This window comes from Mesorhizobium sp. M0106 (assembly GCF_040322715.1).
Lineage (GTDB): Bacteria > Pseudomonadota > Alphaproteobacteria > Rhizobiales > Rhizobiaceae > Mesorhizobium.
In genome coordinates, this window is sequence record NZ_JAMYUA010000001.1 from 200,833 (window position 1) to 217,614 (window position 16,782).

At 64.2% G+C, this 16,782-nt stretch carries 16 protein-coding genes; 6 read left to right on the top strand and 10 right to left on the bottom strand.

Features of this window, described 5'->3' with window-relative positions:
• Nucleotides 1-53 precede the first annotated feature (53 nt).
• Both NKJ55_RS00930 and NKJ55_RS00935 read left to right on the top strand, forming a co-directional pair.
• Entirely contained in the window at nucleotides 54-527 is a 474-nt protein-coding gene (locus NKJ55_RS00930; protein WP_352448271.1) for a DUF992 domain-containing protein, read from the top strand.
• 410 nt (nucleotides 528-937) lie between these two features.
• The gene (locus NKJ55_RS00935) at nucleotides 938-2,395 is read left to right on the top strand and encodes an MFS transporter (protein ID WP_352448272.1); all 1,458 of its coding nucleotides are present in this window, start codon (nucleotides 938-940) and stop codon (nucleotides 2,393-2,395) included.
• Here NKJ55_RS00935 and coaBC read toward each other — a convergent pair.
• From coaBC to ubiE, 3 genes are all read right to left on the bottom strand, one after another.
• Nucleotides 2,392-3,849: a bifunctional phosphopantothenoylcysteine decarboxylase/phosphopantothenate--cysteine ligase CoaBC gene (gene coaBC / locus NKJ55_RS00940; protein WP_352448273.1), complete on the bottom strand. Its 1,458-nt coding sequence runs from the start codon at nucleotides 3,847-3,849 to the stop codon at nucleotides 2,392-2,394. The genes NKJ55_RS00935 and coaBC overlap by 4 nt on opposite strands.
• A 65-nt stretch (nucleotides 3,850-3,914) precedes the next feature.
• Entirely contained in the window at nucleotides 3,915-5,489 is a 1,575-nt protein-coding gene (gene ubiB / locus NKJ55_RS00945; RefSeq protein ID WP_352448274.1) for a 2-polyprenylphenol 6-hydroxylase, read from the bottom strand.
• A gap of 64 nt (nucleotides 5,490-5,553) precedes the next feature.
• On the bottom strand, nucleotides 5,554-6,330 hold the full coding sequence (ubiE, locus tag NKJ55_RS00950) for a bifunctional demethylmenaquinone methyltransferase/2-methoxy-6-polyprenyl-1,4-benzoquinol methylase UbiE (protein WP_352448275.1): 777 nt from the start codon (nucleotides 6,328-6,330) through the stop codon (nucleotides 5,554-5,556).
• 167 nt (nucleotides 6,331-6,497) lie between these two features.
• On the opposite strand from ubiE, the gene NKJ55_RS00955 reads away from it, so the two are divergent.
• From NKJ55_RS00955 to NKJ55_RS00965, 3 genes are all read left to right on the top strand, one after another.
• Entirely contained in the window at nucleotides 6,498-7,472 is a 975-nt protein-coding gene (locus NKJ55_RS00955) for an adenosine deaminase (RefSeq protein WP_352448276.1), read from the top strand.
• A 142-nt stretch (nucleotides 7,473-7,614) separates the two neighbouring features.
• Entirely contained in the window at nucleotides 7,615-8,244 is a 630-nt protein-coding gene (gene upp, locus NKJ55_RS00960; RefSeq protein WP_023675320.1) for a uracil phosphoribosyltransferase, read from the top strand.
• A 100-nt stretch (nucleotides 8,245-8,344) separates the two neighbouring features.
• Complete coding sequence (locus tag NKJ55_RS00965; RefSeq protein WP_352448277.1) at nucleotides 8,345-8,905, top strand: TIGR02281 family clan AA aspartic protease; 561 nt, start codon at nucleotides 8,345-8,347, stop codon at nucleotides 8,903-8,905.
• A 109-nt stretch (nucleotides 8,906-9,014) separates the two neighbouring features.
• On the opposite strand, the gene deoA is transcribed toward NKJ55_RS00965, so the two are convergent.
• Genes deoA through NKJ55_RS00995 form a run of 6 tightly spaced genes read right to left on the bottom strand, consistent with a single transcriptional unit; the run spans nucleotide 9,015 to nucleotide 15,189 of the window.
• Nucleotides 9,015-10,334 (bottom strand): thymidine phosphorylase, encoded by a 1,320-nt coding sequence (gene deoA, locus NKJ55_RS00970; RefSeq protein ID WP_352448278.1) that lies wholly within the window; start codon nucleotides 10,332-10,334, stop codon nucleotides 9,015-9,017.
• The gene (locus tag NKJ55_RS00975; RefSeq protein ID WP_352448279.1) at nucleotides 10,334-11,152 is read right to left on the bottom strand and encodes a purine-nucleoside phosphorylase; all 819 of its coding nucleotides are present in this window, start codon (nucleotides 11,150-11,152) and stop codon (nucleotides 10,334-10,336) included. Before NKJ55_RS00975 ends, deoA begins: the two co-directional genes overlap by 1 nt.
• A complete protein-coding gene (cdd, locus tag NKJ55_RS00980; RefSeq protein WP_023675315.1) occupies nucleotides 11,149-11,541 on the bottom strand; it encodes a cytidine deaminase in 393 nt (130 codons plus the stop codon). Before cdd ends, NKJ55_RS00975 begins: the two co-directional genes overlap by 4 nt.
• 6 nt (nucleotides 11,542-11,547) lie before the next feature.
• The gene (locus NKJ55_RS00985; RefSeq protein WP_352448280.1) at nucleotides 11,548-12,519 is read right to left on the bottom strand and encodes an ABC transporter permease; all 972 of its coding nucleotides are present in this window, start codon (nucleotides 12,517-12,519) and stop codon (nucleotides 11,548-11,550) included.
• A gap of 1 nt (nucleotide 12,520) precedes the next feature.
• On the bottom strand, nucleotides 12,521-13,660 hold the full coding sequence (locus NKJ55_RS00990; RefSeq protein ID WP_023675313.1) for an ABC transporter permease: 1,140 nt from the start codon (nucleotides 13,658-13,660) through the stop codon (nucleotides 12,521-12,523).
• The gene (locus NKJ55_RS00995) at nucleotides 13,657-15,189 is read right to left on the bottom strand and encodes an ABC transporter ATP-binding protein (protein WP_352448281.1); all 1,533 of its coding nucleotides are present in this window, start codon (nucleotides 15,187-15,189) and stop codon (nucleotides 13,657-13,659) included. The genes NKJ55_RS00990 and NKJ55_RS00995 overlap by 4 nt, the downstream gene beginning before the upstream one ends.
• 181 nt (nucleotides 15,190-15,370) lie before the next feature.
• Here NKJ55_RS00995 and NKJ55_RS01000 point away from each other — a divergent pair, with 181 nt between their 5' ends.
• On the top strand, nucleotides 15,371-15,580 hold the full coding sequence (locus NKJ55_RS01000; RefSeq protein ID WP_352448282.1) for a SlyX family protein: 210 nt from the start codon (nucleotides 15,371-15,373) through the stop codon (nucleotides 15,578-15,580).
• Between the two features lie 84 nt (nucleotides 15,581-15,664).
• Here the strand turns inward: NKJ55_RS01000 and NKJ55_RS01005 are convergent, their stop codons facing one another.
• The gene (locus NKJ55_RS01005; RefSeq protein WP_292657345.1) at nucleotides 15,665-16,654 is read right to left on the bottom strand and encodes a BMP family lipoprotein; all 990 of its coding nucleotides are present in this window, start codon (nucleotides 16,652-16,654) and stop codon (nucleotides 15,665-15,667) included.
• Nucleotides 16,655-16,782: the final 128 nt, after the last annotated feature.

The following is a 16,782-nucleotide window of genomic DNA, read 5'->3' on the forward strand; positions in this document are numbered from 1 at the left end:
AACGCTCGGCGTGCTCAGCCGTTTGTACAAGGCAATTTCGAAAGGACCCTGCCATGATCAAGAAACTCGCTTGTGCCGCTGCTCTCGCCACGACCGTCGTTGCCGCTCCCGCCAGCGCCAGCAAGCTCCAGCTCGGCGTGCTCGACTGCACCATCGACGGCGGCACGGCCTATCTCGTCACCTCCAACAAGGGTGTTTCCTGTGTCTTTCGTCCGCATCGTGGCGGCCCCTCCGAAGTCTATACCGGGGTGATTTCCAAGCTCGGCGTCGATGTTGGCCGGACGTATCAGGGCCAGCTGGTATGGGCGGTTCTGGCGGCGACCCGCAACCACGATGAAGGCGACCTTGCCGGCAGCTATTATGGCGTGAACGCCGAGGCCAGCGCGGTCACCGGTGGCGGCGCCAATCTCCTGGTCGGCGGCCTCGACAGCGCCTTTTCGCTGCAGCCGCTCAGTGTCCAGGCACAGACCGGCGTCAACCTGGCGGTCGCCGTCACGTCGCTGGACCTGATCCACTCCTTCAAATAACGGCGTAGCATGGCTCCCGAGCGGCGGGGAGCGTAGGTGTCGGCCTGCGAATAGCTGCCGAAGGCTCATAGATTCCGGCAGGCCCACTCCGCAGAGGATGGGCCGCCCTGATGTTCAAAGTTGCGGCGCTCGAAGATCACGGCATGGCAACTGTGTTCATGCCGTTACCGTGACCGAAGATTGCGGCGATCCAATATTGCTTGTCTTCGGTCTGACCAGAATCTCAACGCCTCGTGATCGTCCCCCATCGCACAATTTTGAAATCCGCCACGTCAACGGCGATCAAAACCGCTTGATCTCAACTATGGTTGAGGTTCTAGAAGTCCTCCCATACTGCGGCATGTACTCATTTGGACGTGAAGAGCGCTCCAATATTTTAGACCAGCGTCTAGGGAAGCTCGGGGGACTGAATGACCAAAACAAGCACAAACGGGGTCGATTGGCGCGCGCTGTGGGCGTGCGGCGATCTGGCGCGCTTCTGCTTCATCAGCCTCGGCATTCTGCTGCACGCCACCAACGAAACCATGGTAGCAACGGTCATGCCGGCCATGGTCGGCGAACTTGCCGGCGTGCAACTGGTCGGCTGGTCGCTGGCGATCTACGAGCTCGGCGCCATCGTTGCCGGTGCGGCCGCCGGACGGCTGGTGAGCTATGTCGCGCTGCGTACCAACATGATGGTCGCCGCAATGCTCTATGCCGCCGGCGCGCTGGTCTGCGCCACCGCGCCTTCGATGCCGCTGTTCCTCTGCGGCCGCCTGATCGAAGGGCTCGGTGGCGGCGCGCTGGTGTCGCTCGCCTTCGTCTCGGTCGAGCGGCTGTTTGCCCGCGCGATCTGGCCGCAGCTTTTCGGCGTCATGTCGGCGATCTGGGGTGTCGCCGCCTTCAGCGGGCCGGTGCTCGGCGCGGTCATGACCGAATTGCTGTCCTGGCGCTGGGCCTTCGGCGTCTTTACCCTCGGAGGCACGGCCATGGCGCTGGCAAGCTTCCTTGTGCTCGATACGCCTGAAGCAACGAGGCCGCAGGCGACGGGCGGCTCGGCGCCGCCCTTCCCCTTTGCGGCACTTGGCTGCCTCGCCGTCAGCGTCGTGCTGATCGCCACCGCTGGCGTCGACATCGCCCTGCTGCGCTCGTCGCTGCTGCTCACCCTCGGCCTGATCAGCCTGGCGCTGTTCATCCATATCGATGCACTGAAGCCGCGCTCGCGGTTGTTCCCGTCGCGGCTGTTCTCATGGCGCTCGCCGGTCGGCGCGGGCATGACCATGGTCGCGGCGTTTTCGGTGGCGACCTGCTCGTTCGCGGTCTACGGACCACTGCTTCTGACCAGCCTGCACGGCATTCCGATCCTGACCACCGGCTACATCATCGCCGCCGAATCGATCGCCTGGTCGATCCTGTCGATCCTCGTCGCCAATGCGCCGCCGGAGCGCGAGCGGCTGATCATCATCGGCGGGGCGCTGATGATCGCCACGGGCGTCGCCGGTTTCGCCTATACGGTGCCGGCCGGCTCTATCCCGTTGATCCTGCTTTGTGCCTTGCTGCAAGGCGGCGGTTTCGGCATCGCCTGGCCGTTCGTCACGCGTGTCATCGTGGCATCGGCCAAGGAAGGCGAGCAGACGATCGCCTCGGCCGCTGTGCCGACCATGCAGCGCATCGGTTATGCCGTGGGTGCGGCACTGACCGGCATCGTCGCCAACGCCAGCGGCTTTTCCGAAGGCCTGAACCGTGAGGCCGCGGCAACTGTCGCCGCCTGGCTGTTCCTGGCGTTTATCCCGCTCGGAATCCTGGGATGCCTTGCCGCCTTGCGGATTTCGGGGGCGACCGACACGAAGCCGGCGAAGCTGTCAATCTCCGTGGGGGAGATTGACTAGACAACGACCGTCTTCATCCGGTCGGCGATCAGCGCCGCGAGCCGCGTCGCCACCTCGTCCTTGCTCATCTCCGGCCATTCCTCGACGCCGGCCTTCGAGACGATCCGCACCTTGTTGCGGTCGCCGCCCATCACGCCCGGGGAACCATCTTCATGGGAGACATCGTTGGCAACGATAAGATCGGCACCCTTTTTTGCAAGCTTGGCCTGGGCATTCCTGACCAGGTCCTGCGTCTCCGCGGCGAAACCGACCACCAGCATCGGCCGCTTTTTGTGATGCCCGACACCGGCGAGAATATCGGGATTTTCCACCATCTGCAGCGCCGGTGGCCCCTCGCCCGCCACCTTCTTGATCTTTTCCCCGGCCGAACTTTGAGTGCGCCAGTCGGCGACAGCCGCGACGAACACTGCCGCGTCGGCCGGCAGCAGCTGCTCGACGGCGTCCTTCATCTCGACGGCCGTTTCGACGTGCAGCGTGGCGACGCCGGCCGGATCGGCAATGCCGACCGGGCCGGAGACGAGACGCACGTCGGCGCCGAGCCTGGTCAGCGCCGCCGCGATGGCGTGGCCCTGTTTGCCCGACGACCGGTTGGCGATGTAGCGGACCGGGTCGATCGGTTCATGCGTCGGCCCGGAGGTGACGATGATCTTCCTGCCCGCCAGCGGCTTTGGCCGGCTGTCGAGCAGCGCCTCGATCGCGGCGACGATCTCCAGCGGCTCGGCCATGCGGCCCTCGCCCACCTCGTTGCTCTCGGCCATCTCGCCCTTCGCCGGGCCGACGAATGCGACGCCGTCCTTGCTCAGCGTCGCACGGTTGCGGCGGACCGCCGGATGCGCCCACATTTTCGGGTTCATCGCCGGCGCCACCAAGACGCGCTTGTCGGTGGCGATGAGCACGGTCGAGGCAAGGTCGTTGGCATGGCCATTGGCGAGCTTTGCCATCAGGTCGGCGGTGGCCGGCGCCACGACCAAAAGGTCGGCCTCGCGCGACAGCCTGATATGGCCGATGTCGTGCTCGTCCTGCCGGTCGAACAATTCGGTGAAAACATGGTCGGCCGACAGCGCCCCGGCCGACAGCGTAGTGACGAACTCCTGCGCCGCCGCGGTCATCACCACCCGCACTGCCGCACCGCGCTCGCGCAGCCGGCGGATCAGGTCGAGCGCCTTGTAGGCGGCGATGCCGCCGCCGATGATCAGCAGGATGCGCTTGCCGGAGAGGATGCCTCGCGGGCTGGAGACGGCGACCACCGGCGCTGCTGGACTCTGCGAACTCGTCAGTTCGCGCAGTGTTTTCTCGATCTGGTCGATGCGACCGGCCGAACCGAACTGACCTTCGACCGCTGCGCGGATCATCACCCGCGCCTGGTCTTCCATCGACCGGCCATTCTCCGCCGCCAGTCGGCGCAGCAGGTCCTTGACCTCGTCATCAAGGTTGCGGATCGTGATGCTGGCCATCTGATTGCACCTTGCCGGGAATTGCTGAGTGCAATGATAGCAATGCAATCACTTTGCAACAAGCGCTAGAAAATACGCCAGGCGATATACACCAGCGTCAATGCAATCACCCACAGCGCCAGCCGGCCGGAGCGGGTGTAGCGCGCCTCGGCCTTGCTGATCGCGCGTGCGGTCCTTTCGTCGAAGCGCAGGCCGTGTTCGGCCATCAGGTCGATCTCACGCGACAGCCGCTCGGTACGGGCGGCGAGGTCCGGTGCCTGGCGGGCCAGCGCCAGCAGCGCGTTGGCACCGTCGCGCGCATCGGCCAGCAGGGCGCGCGGGCCGAGGTTGCGGGCAATCCAGCCGCTCACCACCGGCTCCGACGTCTTCCACATGTTGAAGGCCGGGTCGAGCGTGCGGGCGACGCCTTCGACGACGACCATGGTCTTCTGCAGCAGCACCAGCTCGGACCGCGTCGCCATGTCGAAGAGGTCGGTCACTTCGAACAGCAGCGTCAGCAGCTTGGCCATCGAGATGGTCTCGGCAGGCTGGCCGTGGATCGGTTCGCCGATCGCCCGGATCGCCTGGGCGAAGGCCGCGACATTGTGCTGGCGCGGCACGTAGCCGGCCTCGAAATGCACCTCGGCGACGCGCTGGTAATCGCGCGTGATGAACCCGTAGAGGATTTCGGCGAGGAAGCGGCGCTCCTTTTTGCCGAGCCGGCCGGCAATGCCGAGATCGACGGCGACGATGGTGCCATCGGCTTCTATAAACAGGTTGCCCGGGTGCATGTCGGCGTGGAAGAAACCGTCACGCAGCGTATGGCGCAGAAACGACTGAACGAGGTTGGCCGCAATCGCCTTCAGGTCGTGGCCGGCGGCGGTCAGGCCGGCAATATCGTTCATCTTGATGCCGTCGACCCATTCCATGGTCAGCACGTCACGACCGGTGCGCTCCCAGTCGACCGACGGCACACGGAAGCCGGGATCGTCCTTGGTATTCTCGCCGAGCTCCGAAAAAGCCGCTGCCTCCAGCCTCAAATCCATTTCGATCTTGGTAGTCTGGGCCAGCGTCTCCGTCACCTCGACCGGCCGCAGCCGGCGCGACGACGGGATGTACTTTTCCTGCAGCCGGGCGGCGAGGAAATAGCTTTCGAGATCGCGAAAGAAGCGGCGGCGCACGCCCGGCCGGATGACCTTCACCGCCACTCGCCTAACGACGCCGTCCTGCAGCGTTTCGGCGGTATGGACCTGGGCGATCGAGGCGGCGGCGACGGCCTCGCCAAAACTGACATAGAGCTCGTCGACCCTGCGTCCGAGCGAGGCCTCTATCGCGGCGACAGCCTCGGCCTTGGGAAACGTCTGCATCTTGTCCTGCAGCATGGCAAGATCAAGCGCGATATCGTTGCCGACGACATCCGGCCGTGTCGCCAGGAACTGGCCGAGCTTGACGTAGGACGGGCCGAGCCGCACGACCGCCTTGGCCAGCCTGTCGCCGCGCTCATAGGCAAGCGCCCGACGGCGGGTGAACAGCCGGGCCATACGCCAGCCGAATTTCGGCAAGCCGAAGAGCTCGTCACCGGGCAAAGCCGCGATGACACCCTCGCGCACAAGCACCCAGCCGGCCCGCACGAGCCTGAAACCAGCGCCGATGCTGCTCATGGCTGGCTTTGCCCTGCCGGTTTCCTGAACTGGCGCAAGGCACGTCGGAAAATGCGGGCCAGCCTCAAAGCTTCCAGCCCGAATGAAGCGCGGCGATGCCGCCGGAATAATCGCGGAATGAGGCGCGCTCGAAGCCTGCGCGCGAAATCATCGCCGCGAAATTCTGCTGATTGGGAAACTTGCGGATCGATTCGACCAGATAGGAATAGGGCTCGTCATCGCCGGTCACCACCTTGCCGATCCGCGGAATGGCGTTGAACGACCATGCTTCATAGACCTTGTCGAGCAGCGGCATCTCGACCTCGGAGAATTCAAGGCAGAGAAAGCGCCCGCCAGGCTTCAGCACGCGATAGGCTTCGGCAAGCGCCACATCGATGCGCGGCACGTTGCGGATGCCGAAAGCGATGGTGTAGGCGTCGAAAGTAGCGTCGGCAAAAGGCAGTTCCTCGGCATTGGCTTCGACGAAATCGGTATTTGCCGACAGGCCTTTTTTCTCGGCCCGGTCGCGGCCGACGGCGAGCATCGAGCCGTTGATATCGAGAACCGTTGCATGAGCGTGCCTGCCGCTCGCCTCGACGATGCGGAAGGCGACATCGCCGGTGCCGCCGGCAACGTCGAGAACGCTCCAGCCCGGCCGCTTCGGTGGATTGAGCCAGGCGACCATGGCGTCCTTCCACAATCGATGCAAGCCGGCCGACATCAGGTCGTTCATCAGGTCGTAGCGGTTCGCCACCTTGTGGAAAACATCATTGACCAGGGACTGCTTGTCGCCTGGCCCTACCCGCTTGAAACCATAGGAGGTTTCCATGCCGCCCGCAGCAGTGGTTCTTTCAACCGACATCGTTTTGATCCGCCATAAAATCGGCGGGACCATAGCCGATCGATGGTGCGGGCGCTATTGTTTAAGGCGCGGTGTTCGGCCGCGCTTCGAAGCGGGTTCCGGAAAAGTGTCACACGGTTTTCCGACAGGAACTTGTGTCATAAGAAAAAGCCTGACGGGATAATTGAATGCCTTTGAAAGCAGAACTGCACTGCCACATCGAAGGGGCAGCGGCGCCTGAACTCGTCCTCCGCCAGGCTGAGAAATACGGCAAGGAAGCCTCGCGCTACATCCAGGACGGCTCCTTCGTCTGGCGCGACTTCACCTCTTTCCTCGCCGCCTACGACTTCTCGTCGGATCTGTTCCGCACCGAAGAAGACTATGCGCGGCTGGCCGACCATTACCTGACCAGCCTCGCCCGCGACGGCGCCATCTATTCCGAGGTTTTCACCTCGCCCGACCATGCCAGCAAGGCCGGGCTGTCGCCGAAGGCCTATACCGACGCGCTCGGCGAAGGCATGGCCCGCGCCAAGGCGAAGACCGGCATCGAAGGCCGCATGATCGTCACCGGCGTGCGCAATTTCGGTGTCGAATCGATCGAGCGGGCGGCGCGTTTCGCCGCGCGCTGCGGGCATCCGCTGGTCACCGGTTTCGGCGTCGCCGGCGACGAGCGGATAGGCGACCTGGAAGATTATGTCAGGGCCTTCGAGATCGCCCGCGAGGCCGGCCTCGGCATCACCGTCCATGCCGGCGAATTGATGGGCTGGGAGAGCGTCGAGGCGGCACTCGACCACATCCGCCCGTCTCGCATCGGCCATGGCGTGCGCGCCATCGAGAACCCCGAGCTTATGCGGCGCATCGCCGACGAAGGCGTCGTGCTCGAATGCTGCCCTGGCTCCAACATCGCCCTGAAAATCTTCGACAGCTTCGCCGACCATCCCTTCCCCGCCTTGCGGGCAGCGGGCTGCAAGGTGACGCTCAACTCCGATGACCCGCCCTATTTCTGGACCTCGCTGAAACGCGAATACGACATCGCTGCCGAGCATTTTGCGATGGACGACAAGGCGCTCACCGCCGTCACCAGGACGGCCATCGAGGCAGCCTTCGTCGACAGGAAGACCAGGGCGGTGCTGCTGGGCAGGCTCGGCGCCAAGGGCAGGTGAATGGTGAATGGTGAATGGTGAAACCGGCGCTTCGGTTCGTCAACCGCGAGTTTTTCCGCGCAACCAAGGACTCGCAAACCAGTTCACTATTCACTATTCACCATTCACCATCCACTATTCACCTGCGCAGTTGGAGAACACCATGAAGGGCGTTACCGTCGTCGACCATCCGCTTGTCCAACACAAGCTGACCATCATGCGCAAGAAAGAGACTTCGACGGCCGGCTTCCGGCGGCTGCTGCGCGAGATCTCGCTGCTGCTCGGCTACGAGGTCACCCGCAACCTGGAACTGACGACGACGACCATCGAGACGCCGATCGAAACGATGGAGGCGCCGACGCTGGAGGGCAAAAAACTGGTCTTCGCCTCGGTGCTGCGCGCCGGCAACGGCTTGCTCGAAGGCCTGCTCGATCTCGTGCCGGCGGCGCGTGTCGCCCATATCGGCCTCTATCGCGACCATGAGACGCTGGAAGCGGTCGAGTATTTCTTCAAGGCGCCGGGCGACCTCGCCGACCGGCTGGTGATCGTCGTCGATCCGATGCTGGCGACCGCCAATTCGGCGATCGCGGCGATCGACAAGCTGAAAGGCCGCGGTGCCACCAACATCCGCTTCCTCTGCCTGTTGGCGGCACCAGAGGGCCTCGAGCGGTTTACCCAGGCACATCCCGATGTTCCGGTCTTCACCGCTTCCATCGACCGCCAGCTCAACGAAAAGGGCTACATCATGCCGGGTCTCGGCGATGCCGGCGACCGCATGTACGGCACCAAATAGATCCGTTTACCGATTGTTTACGCAAACGGCTGGTTTCCGCACTCGTTAAAGCGGCAATCACCATGTCGGACTAAGGATCGGCAACCACAAAGGCCGGTCCATGCTGCGCAAGCTCCTCATCCTTGGCGTGTTTGCCGGAACGTCGGCATCGCTGCCGATCGTGTATCAGTCCAATTCACAGGTAATCGAGCGGCTGTTGAAATCCGCCATCGGAGCCAGGCCGGCGGACACACAAACCGACCTGAATCTCGCCGCCGTCCGGGACAGGCCCACAACGCCGCAGCCGCTCGGCCGCAAGGTCGTCGTCGCCGCGGACTCGCGCGGGCATTTCATGTCGGTCTTCAAGTTGAACGGCCGGCAGATCGACGGCATGATCGATACCGGTGCCACGCTCGTCGCCATCAACACCTCGACTGCGCGCAGGATCGGCATCTCGCTCAATTCGACGGACTTCAGCCATCAGGTCAACACCGCCAACGGGGCGATCAAGGCAGCATTGGTCATGATCGACCGCCTGCAGATCGGCAGGATCACCGTCGAGGGCGTCGAGGCCGTCGTGCTCGACGACAGGGCGCTGCACACCAACCTGATCGGCATGAGCTTTCTGCAGCGGCTCGAAAAATATCAGGTCGAAGACGGCAAGCTGCTGCTGGTTCAGTAGAACGTGATCCCGAACCGCAGGTCCGCGCCAGCGAAAAGTGGGGACCGGTTTTCGGACAAGATCGTGGTCCAAAGAAAGATAGAGCCCATCCGATACCATCGGAATGGCTCTACCCGCGCGGCAGGATCCGCCGGATGACGGTTTTCTCCGTGGCCGGTTTGGAAGTGCCGATGGTATAGGCCGAAAGCACGGCGGCCGCGGCCGCTTCGGCATCCTCGCTGTTGCGGGCATGGACCAGCGCCAGCGCTTCGCCGGCCCGCACTTCAGCGCCGACCGGCAACAGCCTGGTGATGCCGACGACGTGATCGATCCTGTCGTCGGGCCGCGTCCGCCCGCCGCCAAGCCCGACCACGGCAAGCCCGATCTCGCGGGTCGCGATGCCGGTGACAAAGCCGTTCGCGCTCGCCTTGACCGCGAATTCCGTTGCCGCTTTCGGCAGATATTTTTCCGGATTGTCGACAAAGTCGACGGGACCACCCAGTGCCGCCACCATGCGCGCGAAGATGGAAGCGGCGCGGCCGCCGGCCAGCGTTTCGGCGGCGCGGCGCAGGCCGTCCTGGTTGGACGATACCAGGCCTGCCGATTGTAGCATCTCGGCGGCCAGCGCCAGCGTCACGTCCTCCAGCCGCCGGTCGCGAAAGCGGCCGGTGAGAAAATCGACGGCGTTGCGCACCTCGACCGCATTGCCGGCGGCGGACGCCAGCGGCTCGTTCATGCCGGTGACCAGCGCCGAGGCCTTAAGGCCGGCGCCATTGGCGACGTCGACCAGGCTGTTGGCCAGTGCGGTTGCGTCGCGCGATTTCTCCATGAAGGCGCCGTTGCCGACCTTGACATCGAGCACCAGCGAACCAAGGCCGGCCGCCAGCTTCTTCGACAGGATCGAGGCGGTGATCAGCGGCACCGATTCCACCGTTCCTGTCACATCGCGGATCGCGTAGAGCCTGGCGTCGGCGGGTGCGAGATCGGCGGTCTGGCCGATGATGGCGCAGCCGGTTTCGAGCACGGTCTTGCGGAACCGCGCAACATCCGGCTGGCTGATATAGCCGGGGATGGCATCCATCTTGTCCAGCGTGCCGCCGGTATGGCCGAGACCCCTGCCGGAAATCATCGGCACATAGGCGCCACAGGCAGCGACGATCGGCGCCAGCATCAAGGAGACATTGTCGCCGACGCCGCCCGTCGAATGCTTGTCGGTGACCGGGCCGGGCAGATCCGACCAGTCGAGCACATCGCCGGAATCGCGCATCGCCATAGTCAGCGCCACCGCCTCGTCGCGGCTCATGCCGTTGAAGAACACCGCCATGGCAAAGGCGCCGACCTGCGCGTCGGTGACTGTGCCGGCGGTCAGACCTCCGATAAAGAACGCTGTCTCCTCAGCCGAGAGCTTCTGGCCGTCGCGCTTGCGGCGGATGATTTCCTGGGGAAGCATCAGGCGTCGACCCTGTGCTCCGGAAGCCCGTCCTGAAAAACACGCTGCAGGATGGTCGCCAGCCGCGCACCGCCGACCGGCGCCATGTCCTTGGTCTCCTGGTGCGACAGCTCGGCTCCGGTCATGCCGGCGGCAAGGTTGGTCACGACCGAACACGCGGCGACGCGCAGCCCAAGGAAGCGGGCGAGAATGACCTCCGGCACCGTCGACATGCCGACCGCGTTGGCGCCCATGACGCGCGCCATGCGTATCTCGGCGGGCGTCTCGAAGCATGGGCCGGAGAACCACATATAGACGCCCTTGTGCAGCGTGGTACCGGTGGCCTTCGCCGCCTGCTCGATGGCGGAGCGGAGACCGGCGTCGTAGGCTTCGGTCAGGCCGACGAAACGGCGGTCGCTCGGTTCGCCGATCAGCGGGTTGGAGCCCGAGAAATTGATGTGATCGGTGATCAGCATCACCGAGCCCGGGCCCATCCCGGGATCGACCGAACCGGCGGCGTTGGTGAGGATCAGCCTGGAGATGCCGAGGCCGGCGAGCACCTCGAGTGCCGGCCGCATCGCCGCCGCGTTGCCGTGCTCGTAATAATGCGCCCGGCCGGACAGCATCAGCACCGGCGTGCCGGCAAAGAGCCCCGCCACCACCTCGCCCGCATGGCCGCTGACTCCGCTTCGGGGAAACCCCGGCAAGTCGGCGTAGGAGATGCGCACCGCATCCTCGACCTGGTCGACAAGCCCGCCAAGCCCTGACCCCAGCACCAAGGCGGTAGTCGGCGCCAGCCCGTCCAGCCTTTCGACGAGGTGATCGAGCGCTTCCTTCATTTCAGCACATCGCCTTCAAACCCGTATGGCAGCAACTCGCCCATGGTCACGGTCTCGACCACGCCGCTATCATCGCACAGATAGAACTTCGTCTCCGGCCGGCAGAATTCCGCCAGCCGCTGCCGGCAGCCGCCGCAGGGCGAGCATTTTGCCACGCGTTCGGCGATCACGGCGATTTCCGTGATCTTGCCGCCGCCGCCCATGACGTAGTGGCCGAGCGCGGTGGTTTCGGCGCACCAGCCCTCCGGATAGGACGCGATCTCGACATTGGCGCCGGTGAAGACACGGCCGTCCTCGGTGCGCAACGCCGCGCCGACCGGAAATTTCGAATAGGGCGCATAGGCCTTGGCCATGGCGGCTTTCGCCGCTTCGAACAGATCATGAGCCATGATAGATCAGCGTTCCTTGACATAAGGCACGCCGCCGGCGCGCGGCGGGATTGCCTTGCCGATGAAGCCGGCAAGCAGGATGACGGTCAGCACATAGGGCAGCGCCTGCATGAATTGCACCGGCACCTTGCCGATCAGCGGCAGCGGCGTGCCTTGCAGGCGGATCGACGCGGCGTCGAGGAAGCCGAACAGCAGGCAGGCGAACATGGCGTTGACCGGTTTCCATTTGGCGAAGATCAGCGCGGCCAGCGCGATGTAGCCCTTGCCAGCGGTCATGTCCTTCACGAAGCCGCCATTCTGCACCATCGACAGATAGGCGCCGGCAATGCCGGTGAGCACGCCGGTGCAAATCAGCGCCCGGTAGCGCAGCCAGGCGACCGAGATGCCGGCGGTGTCGACCGCGGCCGGGTTCTCGCCGACGGCGCGCAGGCGGAGCCCGAAGCGGGTGCGAAACAGCACCCACCAGGTGAACGGCACGGCCAGGAAGGCGAGATAGACCAGCACGGAGTGGCCGGAGATGAGTTCCGAATAGATCGGCCCGAGGATCGGCACGCTCCTGAACGCCTCCGCGCCTGGCCAGGTGATTGCCTCGAACCGCTCGCCGGCGGCCAGCGCCGGCGTGCGCCCGCCTTGCTGGAACCAGGCCTGGCCGAGCATGATCGTCGATCCGGCGGCAATGAAATTGATCGCGACACCAGAGACGATCTGGTTGCCGCGATGGGTGATCGAGGCAAAGCCGTGGATCAGCGCGAAGGCGACCGAAATGAGGATGGCCATGCCGAGGCCGAGATAGGCCGAGTGGAAGACCGAGGCGGCGGCCGCACCGGCGAAGGCGCCGGCAAGCATCTTGCCCTCGAGCCCGATGTCGAAGACGCCGGCCCGCTCCGAGTAGAGGCCGGCGAGACAGGCGAGCAGCAAGGGCACCGACAGGCGGATGGTCGAGTCCAGGACCTGTACGATGGCGTTGAAGAAATCCATCTCAGGCGCCCTTCCCCTTGACCGCTTCCATGCCGACCGATTTCGGGCTGAGCGAGGCGAACAACGCCTGGACGTAGGGCCGGAACATATGCTCGAGCGCGCCGGCGAACAGGATGACGAGGCCCTGGATGATAACGATCATGTCGCGGCTGATCGCCGGCATCTCGAACGCGAGTTCGGCGCCGCCCTGGTAGAGCATGCCGAACAATATTGCCGCCATGACGATGCCGACCGGATGCAGGCGGCCCATCAGCGCCACCGCGATGCCGACGAAACCGGCGCCCGAAACGAATTCGAGCGCGACATTGTGCTGGTCGCCCATCGTCGGGTTGAGCGCCATCATGCCGGCTAGCGCGCCCGAGATCATCATCGCGATGATGATGATGCGGATCTCCGAAATGCCGGCATAGCGCGCCGCTTTCGGGCTGTGGCCATAGGTGCGCATCTCGTAGCCGAGCTTGGTGCGCCAGATCAGCACCCACACCAGGAAGGCCATGGCTAGCGCCAGCAGGGAACTGACGTTGAATGGCGCCGAACGGATTTTGGCGCCGAACAATTCGATGACCCAGTTGAGCTTCGGCAGTTGCGCGCCTTCGAGGAAGGTGCGCGTCTGCGGTGCCATCGAGGCGGGGGGCTTCAAGTACCCGACCAGCGCACGGACCATGACGCTGGCGGCGATGAAATTGAACATGATGGTGGTGATGACGATGTGCGAGCCGCGCTTGGCCTGCAGATAGGCCGGGATCAGCGCCCACAGCGCGCCCATCGCCGCGGCGGCGATAATGGCGATCGGGAAGGTCAGCCACCAAGGCAGCACGCTGTCGAAGGCCAGGCAAACAATGCCAATGCCGAGACCGGCGATATAGCCCTGGCCCTCGCCACCGATGTTGAACAGGCCGCAATGCGCCGCAACCGCTACCGAAAGCCCGCTGAAGATGAAGGTGGTGGCATAGAAAAGCGTGAACGCGATGCCTTGGCCGCGGCCGAAGGCACCCTCGACCAGGACGACGGCTGCGCGCAGTGGGTTCTCGCCAACCAATATGACGACGAAGCCGGCAACGACGAAGGCGACGAACAGGTTGATCAGCGGGATCAGCACGTAGTCGGCCCAGGCCGGCAGCTTGGCATAGGGAGTGCTCATTCCGCCGCCTCGCGCTGCTCGACGCCGGCCATCAGCAGGCCGAGCTCGCCCTCGGTCGCGTCGGGGCCGCGTTCGCCGACGATGCGGCCGGCAAACATCACCAGAATGCGGTCGGACAGCGAGCGGATCTCGTCGAGCTCGACCGAAACCACCAGCACCGCCTTGCCCTGGTCGCGCATGGCGATGAGGCGCTTGTGGATGAATTCGATGGCGCCGACATCGACGCCGCGTGTCGGCTGGCCGACGATCAACACGCCGGGATCTTGTTCCATTTCCCGCGCAAGCACGATCTTCTGCTGGTTGCCGCCGGAGAAATTGGCGGTCTTGAGGCGGCAGTCCGCCGGTCGGATGTCATATTTGACGATCTTGTCCCTGGCATCGTTACGGATGGCATCGATGTCAAGGAACGGCCCCTTCAGATAGCGCTCGTCGTCCTGGTAGCCGAGGATCGAATTCTCGTTCTCCTCGAAGGCCAGCACCAGGCCGACATGATAGCGGTCCTCCGGCACATGGGCGAGGCCGCGCTCGCGCAGTTCACCGGGATCGGCGGCGCCGGTGAGGTCGATCGGCTTTCCGTCGAGCATAACGGAGCCCGAAACGGCATGCCTGATGCCGGAAATCGCCTCGAGCAGTTCGGACTGCCCGTTGCCGGCGACGCCGGCAATGCCGACGATCTCGCCGGCATGGACGTCGAAGGAGACGTCGTCGACCATTGTGACGCCCCGGGAATCCTTGACCGTCAGGTTCTTGACCGCGAGCTTGACGCCGCCGGCCTTCGCCTCGCCCTTTTCGACGCGCAGCAGCACGCGCCGGCCGACCATCAGCTCGGCAAGCTCCTCGACCGTGGTCTTCCTGGTTTCGCGTGTCGCCACCATCGTGCCCTGGCGCATCACCGACACCGTGTCGGTGATCGCCATGATCTCGCGCAGCTTGTGGGTGATCAGCACGATCGTCTTGCCCTGCTCCTTCAGCTGCCTGAGGATGCGGAACAGGTGGTCGGCCTCGGCCGGCGTCAGCACGCCTGTCGGCTCATCGAGGATCAGGATCTCGGCGCCGCGATAGAGCGCCTTGAGGATTTCGACGCGTTGCTGCAGGCCGACCGGCAACTCCTCGATGATGGCGTCGGGATCGACTTCGAGCCCGTATTCGCGCTCGAGCCGCTCCAGCTCGGAACGCGCCTTGGCGATGCTCTTCTTCAGCAGCGCATCGCTTTCGGCGCCGAGAATGACGTTTTCCAGCACCGAGAAATTGTCGACCAGCATGAAATGCTGATGCACCATGCCGATGCCGAGCGCGATCGCATCATTCGGTGTCTTGATCGATGCCGGCTGGCCGCCGACACGGATTTCGCCGGAATCGGCCTGGTAGAAACCGTAGAGGATCGACATCAGCGTCGACTTGCCGGCGCCGTTTTCGCCGACGATGCCATGGATAGTGCCGCGCATAATCTCCAGATTGATGTCGCGGTTGGCGCGCACGGCGCCAAAGCTCTTGTCGATGCCGATCAGCTCGATTGCGGCTTGCGCCATGCAGCCTGTTCCCACTGTTATTTTTTTACCGCTTGGTCAAACGCCTAGCATGACGCCCAGTCTGTGCCAATTGGGTCTGTGCCAATTGGCTGGAGCAGGGTTCACTCTCGACAAATCCCGCCATGCTTGTCAATTTCCAACGTGGCCGCAGCCTGCACAATCGCCTGATCGAGGATTTCAAATGACCATGCCCGACGACCGGCTGACGACGCTGCAAATCCGCGCCGCCGAGCAGGAGAAGACCATCGAGGAACTGTCCGGCCAGATCGCCGAGCAGTGGAAGGTGATCGAGCGCATGCAGCGCAAGCTCGACGCGCTGGCCGAGCGCTTCCTGGCACTGGAAGAACAGGCCGCACCCGACGTGCCGGTGACCAAGCCGCCGCACTGGTGAGCGGGCCGACAAGACAAAACCGCCGGGCTTTCACCCGGCGGCTCGTCAGTTCAGCAGTGCCAGTCGATCAATAACAGCAATCGATCAATACGGGCAGGCATTGTCCGACATGTAGTCGTGCACCTTGATGGTGCCGGCTATGATGTCGGCCTTGGCCTTTTCGACCGCCGCCTTCATTGCATCGTCGACAAGCGCCTTGTTGTTGTCGTCCATTGCGTAGTCGACGCCGCCTTCCTTGAGGCCGAGATCGTTAACGCCGGCCGTGAACTTGCCGTCCTTGGCATCCATGAAGGTGTTGTAGACGGCAACGTCGACGCGCTTGACCATGGAGGTCAGCACTTTGCCGGGCTGCAGGCCGTTCTGGTTGGAATCGACGCCGATGCCGAGCTTGCCGGCGTCGGCCGCTGCCTGCAGCACGCCGACACCGGTGCCGCCTGCCGCCGCGTAGACCACGTCGGCGCCCTGGTCGATCTGCGTCTTGGCGATCTCGCCGCCCTTGGCCGGATCGTTCCAGGCCGCTGGCGTATCGCCGGTCATGTTCTGGATGACGTCGGTGGCGCCGGCCGCCTTGGCGCCGCCGACATAGCCGCAGCCAAACCTGCGGATCAGCGGAATGTCCATGCCGCCGACGAAGCCGACCTTCTTGGTCTTGGAAGCCATCGCCGCCATCACGCCGACGAGGTAGGAGCCTTCCTGCTCCTTATAGACCAGCGAGCGGACATTGGGCTTGTCGACGACCATGTCGATGATGGCGAATTTGGTGTCGGGGAACTCGGTGGCGATCTTGTCAAGCGCGTCAGCCCACGAGAAGCCCGCCATGACGATCGGGTTGCGGCCGTCCTCGGCGAAACGGCGCAGCGCCTGCTCGCGCTGGGTGGCGTTGCTGACCTCGAATTCCACATAGGGGATGCCGGTCTCGGTCTTGAACTTTTCAGCGCCGTGGAAGGACGCCTCGTTGAACGACTTGTCGAACTTGCCGCCGAGATCATAGAGGATCGCGGGTTGAATGTCCGCGGCGAAGGCCGGAAGAACCATTGCAGCTGCGGCCATGAGGCCGAGAACGATACGTTTCATGTGATCCACACCCCTGTCGGTTATTTGTCCATTATGCATCGCATGCCGGCCCGGTTCTCCGGCAGGCGTGCGGTGTCGGGCAGGAGTGTCTTCCTCCCGCTTCGGGTCAATCTGGCACGGCCCGAAAC

Excerpts from the sequence above, each read along its gene's own strand:
- NKJ55_RS00985 (WP_352448280.1), bottom strand. The coding sequence starts at position 12,519 with ATGGATTTCTTCAACGCCATCGTACAGGTCCTGGACTCGACCATCCGC.
- ubiB (WP_352448274.1), bottom strand. The coding sequence starts at position 5,489 with ATGAGCAGCATCGGCGCTGGTTTCAGGCTCGTGCGGGCCGGCTGGGTG.
- NKJ55_RS00965 (WP_352448277.1), top strand. The coding sequence starts at position 8,345 with ATGCTGCGCAAGCTCCTCATCCTTGGCGTGTTTGCCGGAACGTCGGCA.
- NKJ55_RS01005 (WP_292657345.1), bottom strand. The coding sequence starts at position 16,654 with ATGAAACGTATCGTTCTCGGCCTCATGGCCGCAGCTGCAATGGTTCTT.
- NKJ55_RS00990 (WP_023675313.1), bottom strand. The coding sequence starts at position 13,660 with ATGAGCACTCCCTATGCCAAGCTGCCGGCCTGGGCCGACTACGTGCTG.
- NKJ55_RS01000 (WP_352448282.1), top strand. The coding sequence starts at position 15,371 with ATGACCATGCCCGACGACCGGCTGACGACGCTGCAAATCCGCGCCGCC.
- NKJ55_RS00955 (WP_352448276.1), top strand. The coding sequence starts at position 6,498 with ATGCCTTTGAAAGCAGAACTGCACTGCCACATCGAAGGGGCAGCGGCG.
- NKJ55_RS00975 (WP_352448279.1), bottom strand. The coding sequence starts at position 11,152 with ATGAAGGAAGCGCTCGATCACCTCGTCGAAAGGCTGGACGGGCTGGCG.
- NKJ55_RS00930 (WP_352448271.1), top strand. The coding sequence starts at position 54 with ATGATCAAGAAACTCGCTTGTGCCGCTGCTCTCGCCACGACCGTCGTT.
- deoA (WP_352448278.1), bottom strand. The coding sequence starts at position 10,334 with ATGCTTCCCCAGGAAATCATCCGCCGCAAGCGCGACGGCCAGAAGCTC.
- NKJ55_RS00935 (WP_352448272.1), top strand. The coding sequence starts at position 938 with ATGACCAAAACAAGCACAAACGGGGTCGATTGGCGCGCGCTGTGGGCG.
- coaBC (WP_352448273.1), bottom strand. The coding sequence starts at position 3,849 with ATGGCCAGCATCACGATCCGCAACCTTGATGACGAGGTCAAGGACCTG.
- cdd (WP_023675315.1), bottom strand. The coding sequence starts at position 11,541 with ATGGCTCATGATCTGTTCGAAGCGGCGAAAGCCGCCATGGCCAAGGCC.
- ubiE (WP_352448275.1), bottom strand. The coding sequence starts at position 6,330 with ATGTCGGTTGAAAGAACCACTGCTGCGGGCGGCATGGAAACCTCCTAT.
- upp (WP_023675320.1), top strand. The coding sequence starts at position 7,615 with ATGAAGGGCGTTACCGTCGTCGACCATCCGCTTGTCCAACACAAGCTG.
- NKJ55_RS00995 (WP_352448281.1), bottom strand. The coding sequence starts at position 15,189 with ATGGCGCAAGCCGCAATCGAGCTGATCGGCATCGACAAGAGCTTTGGC.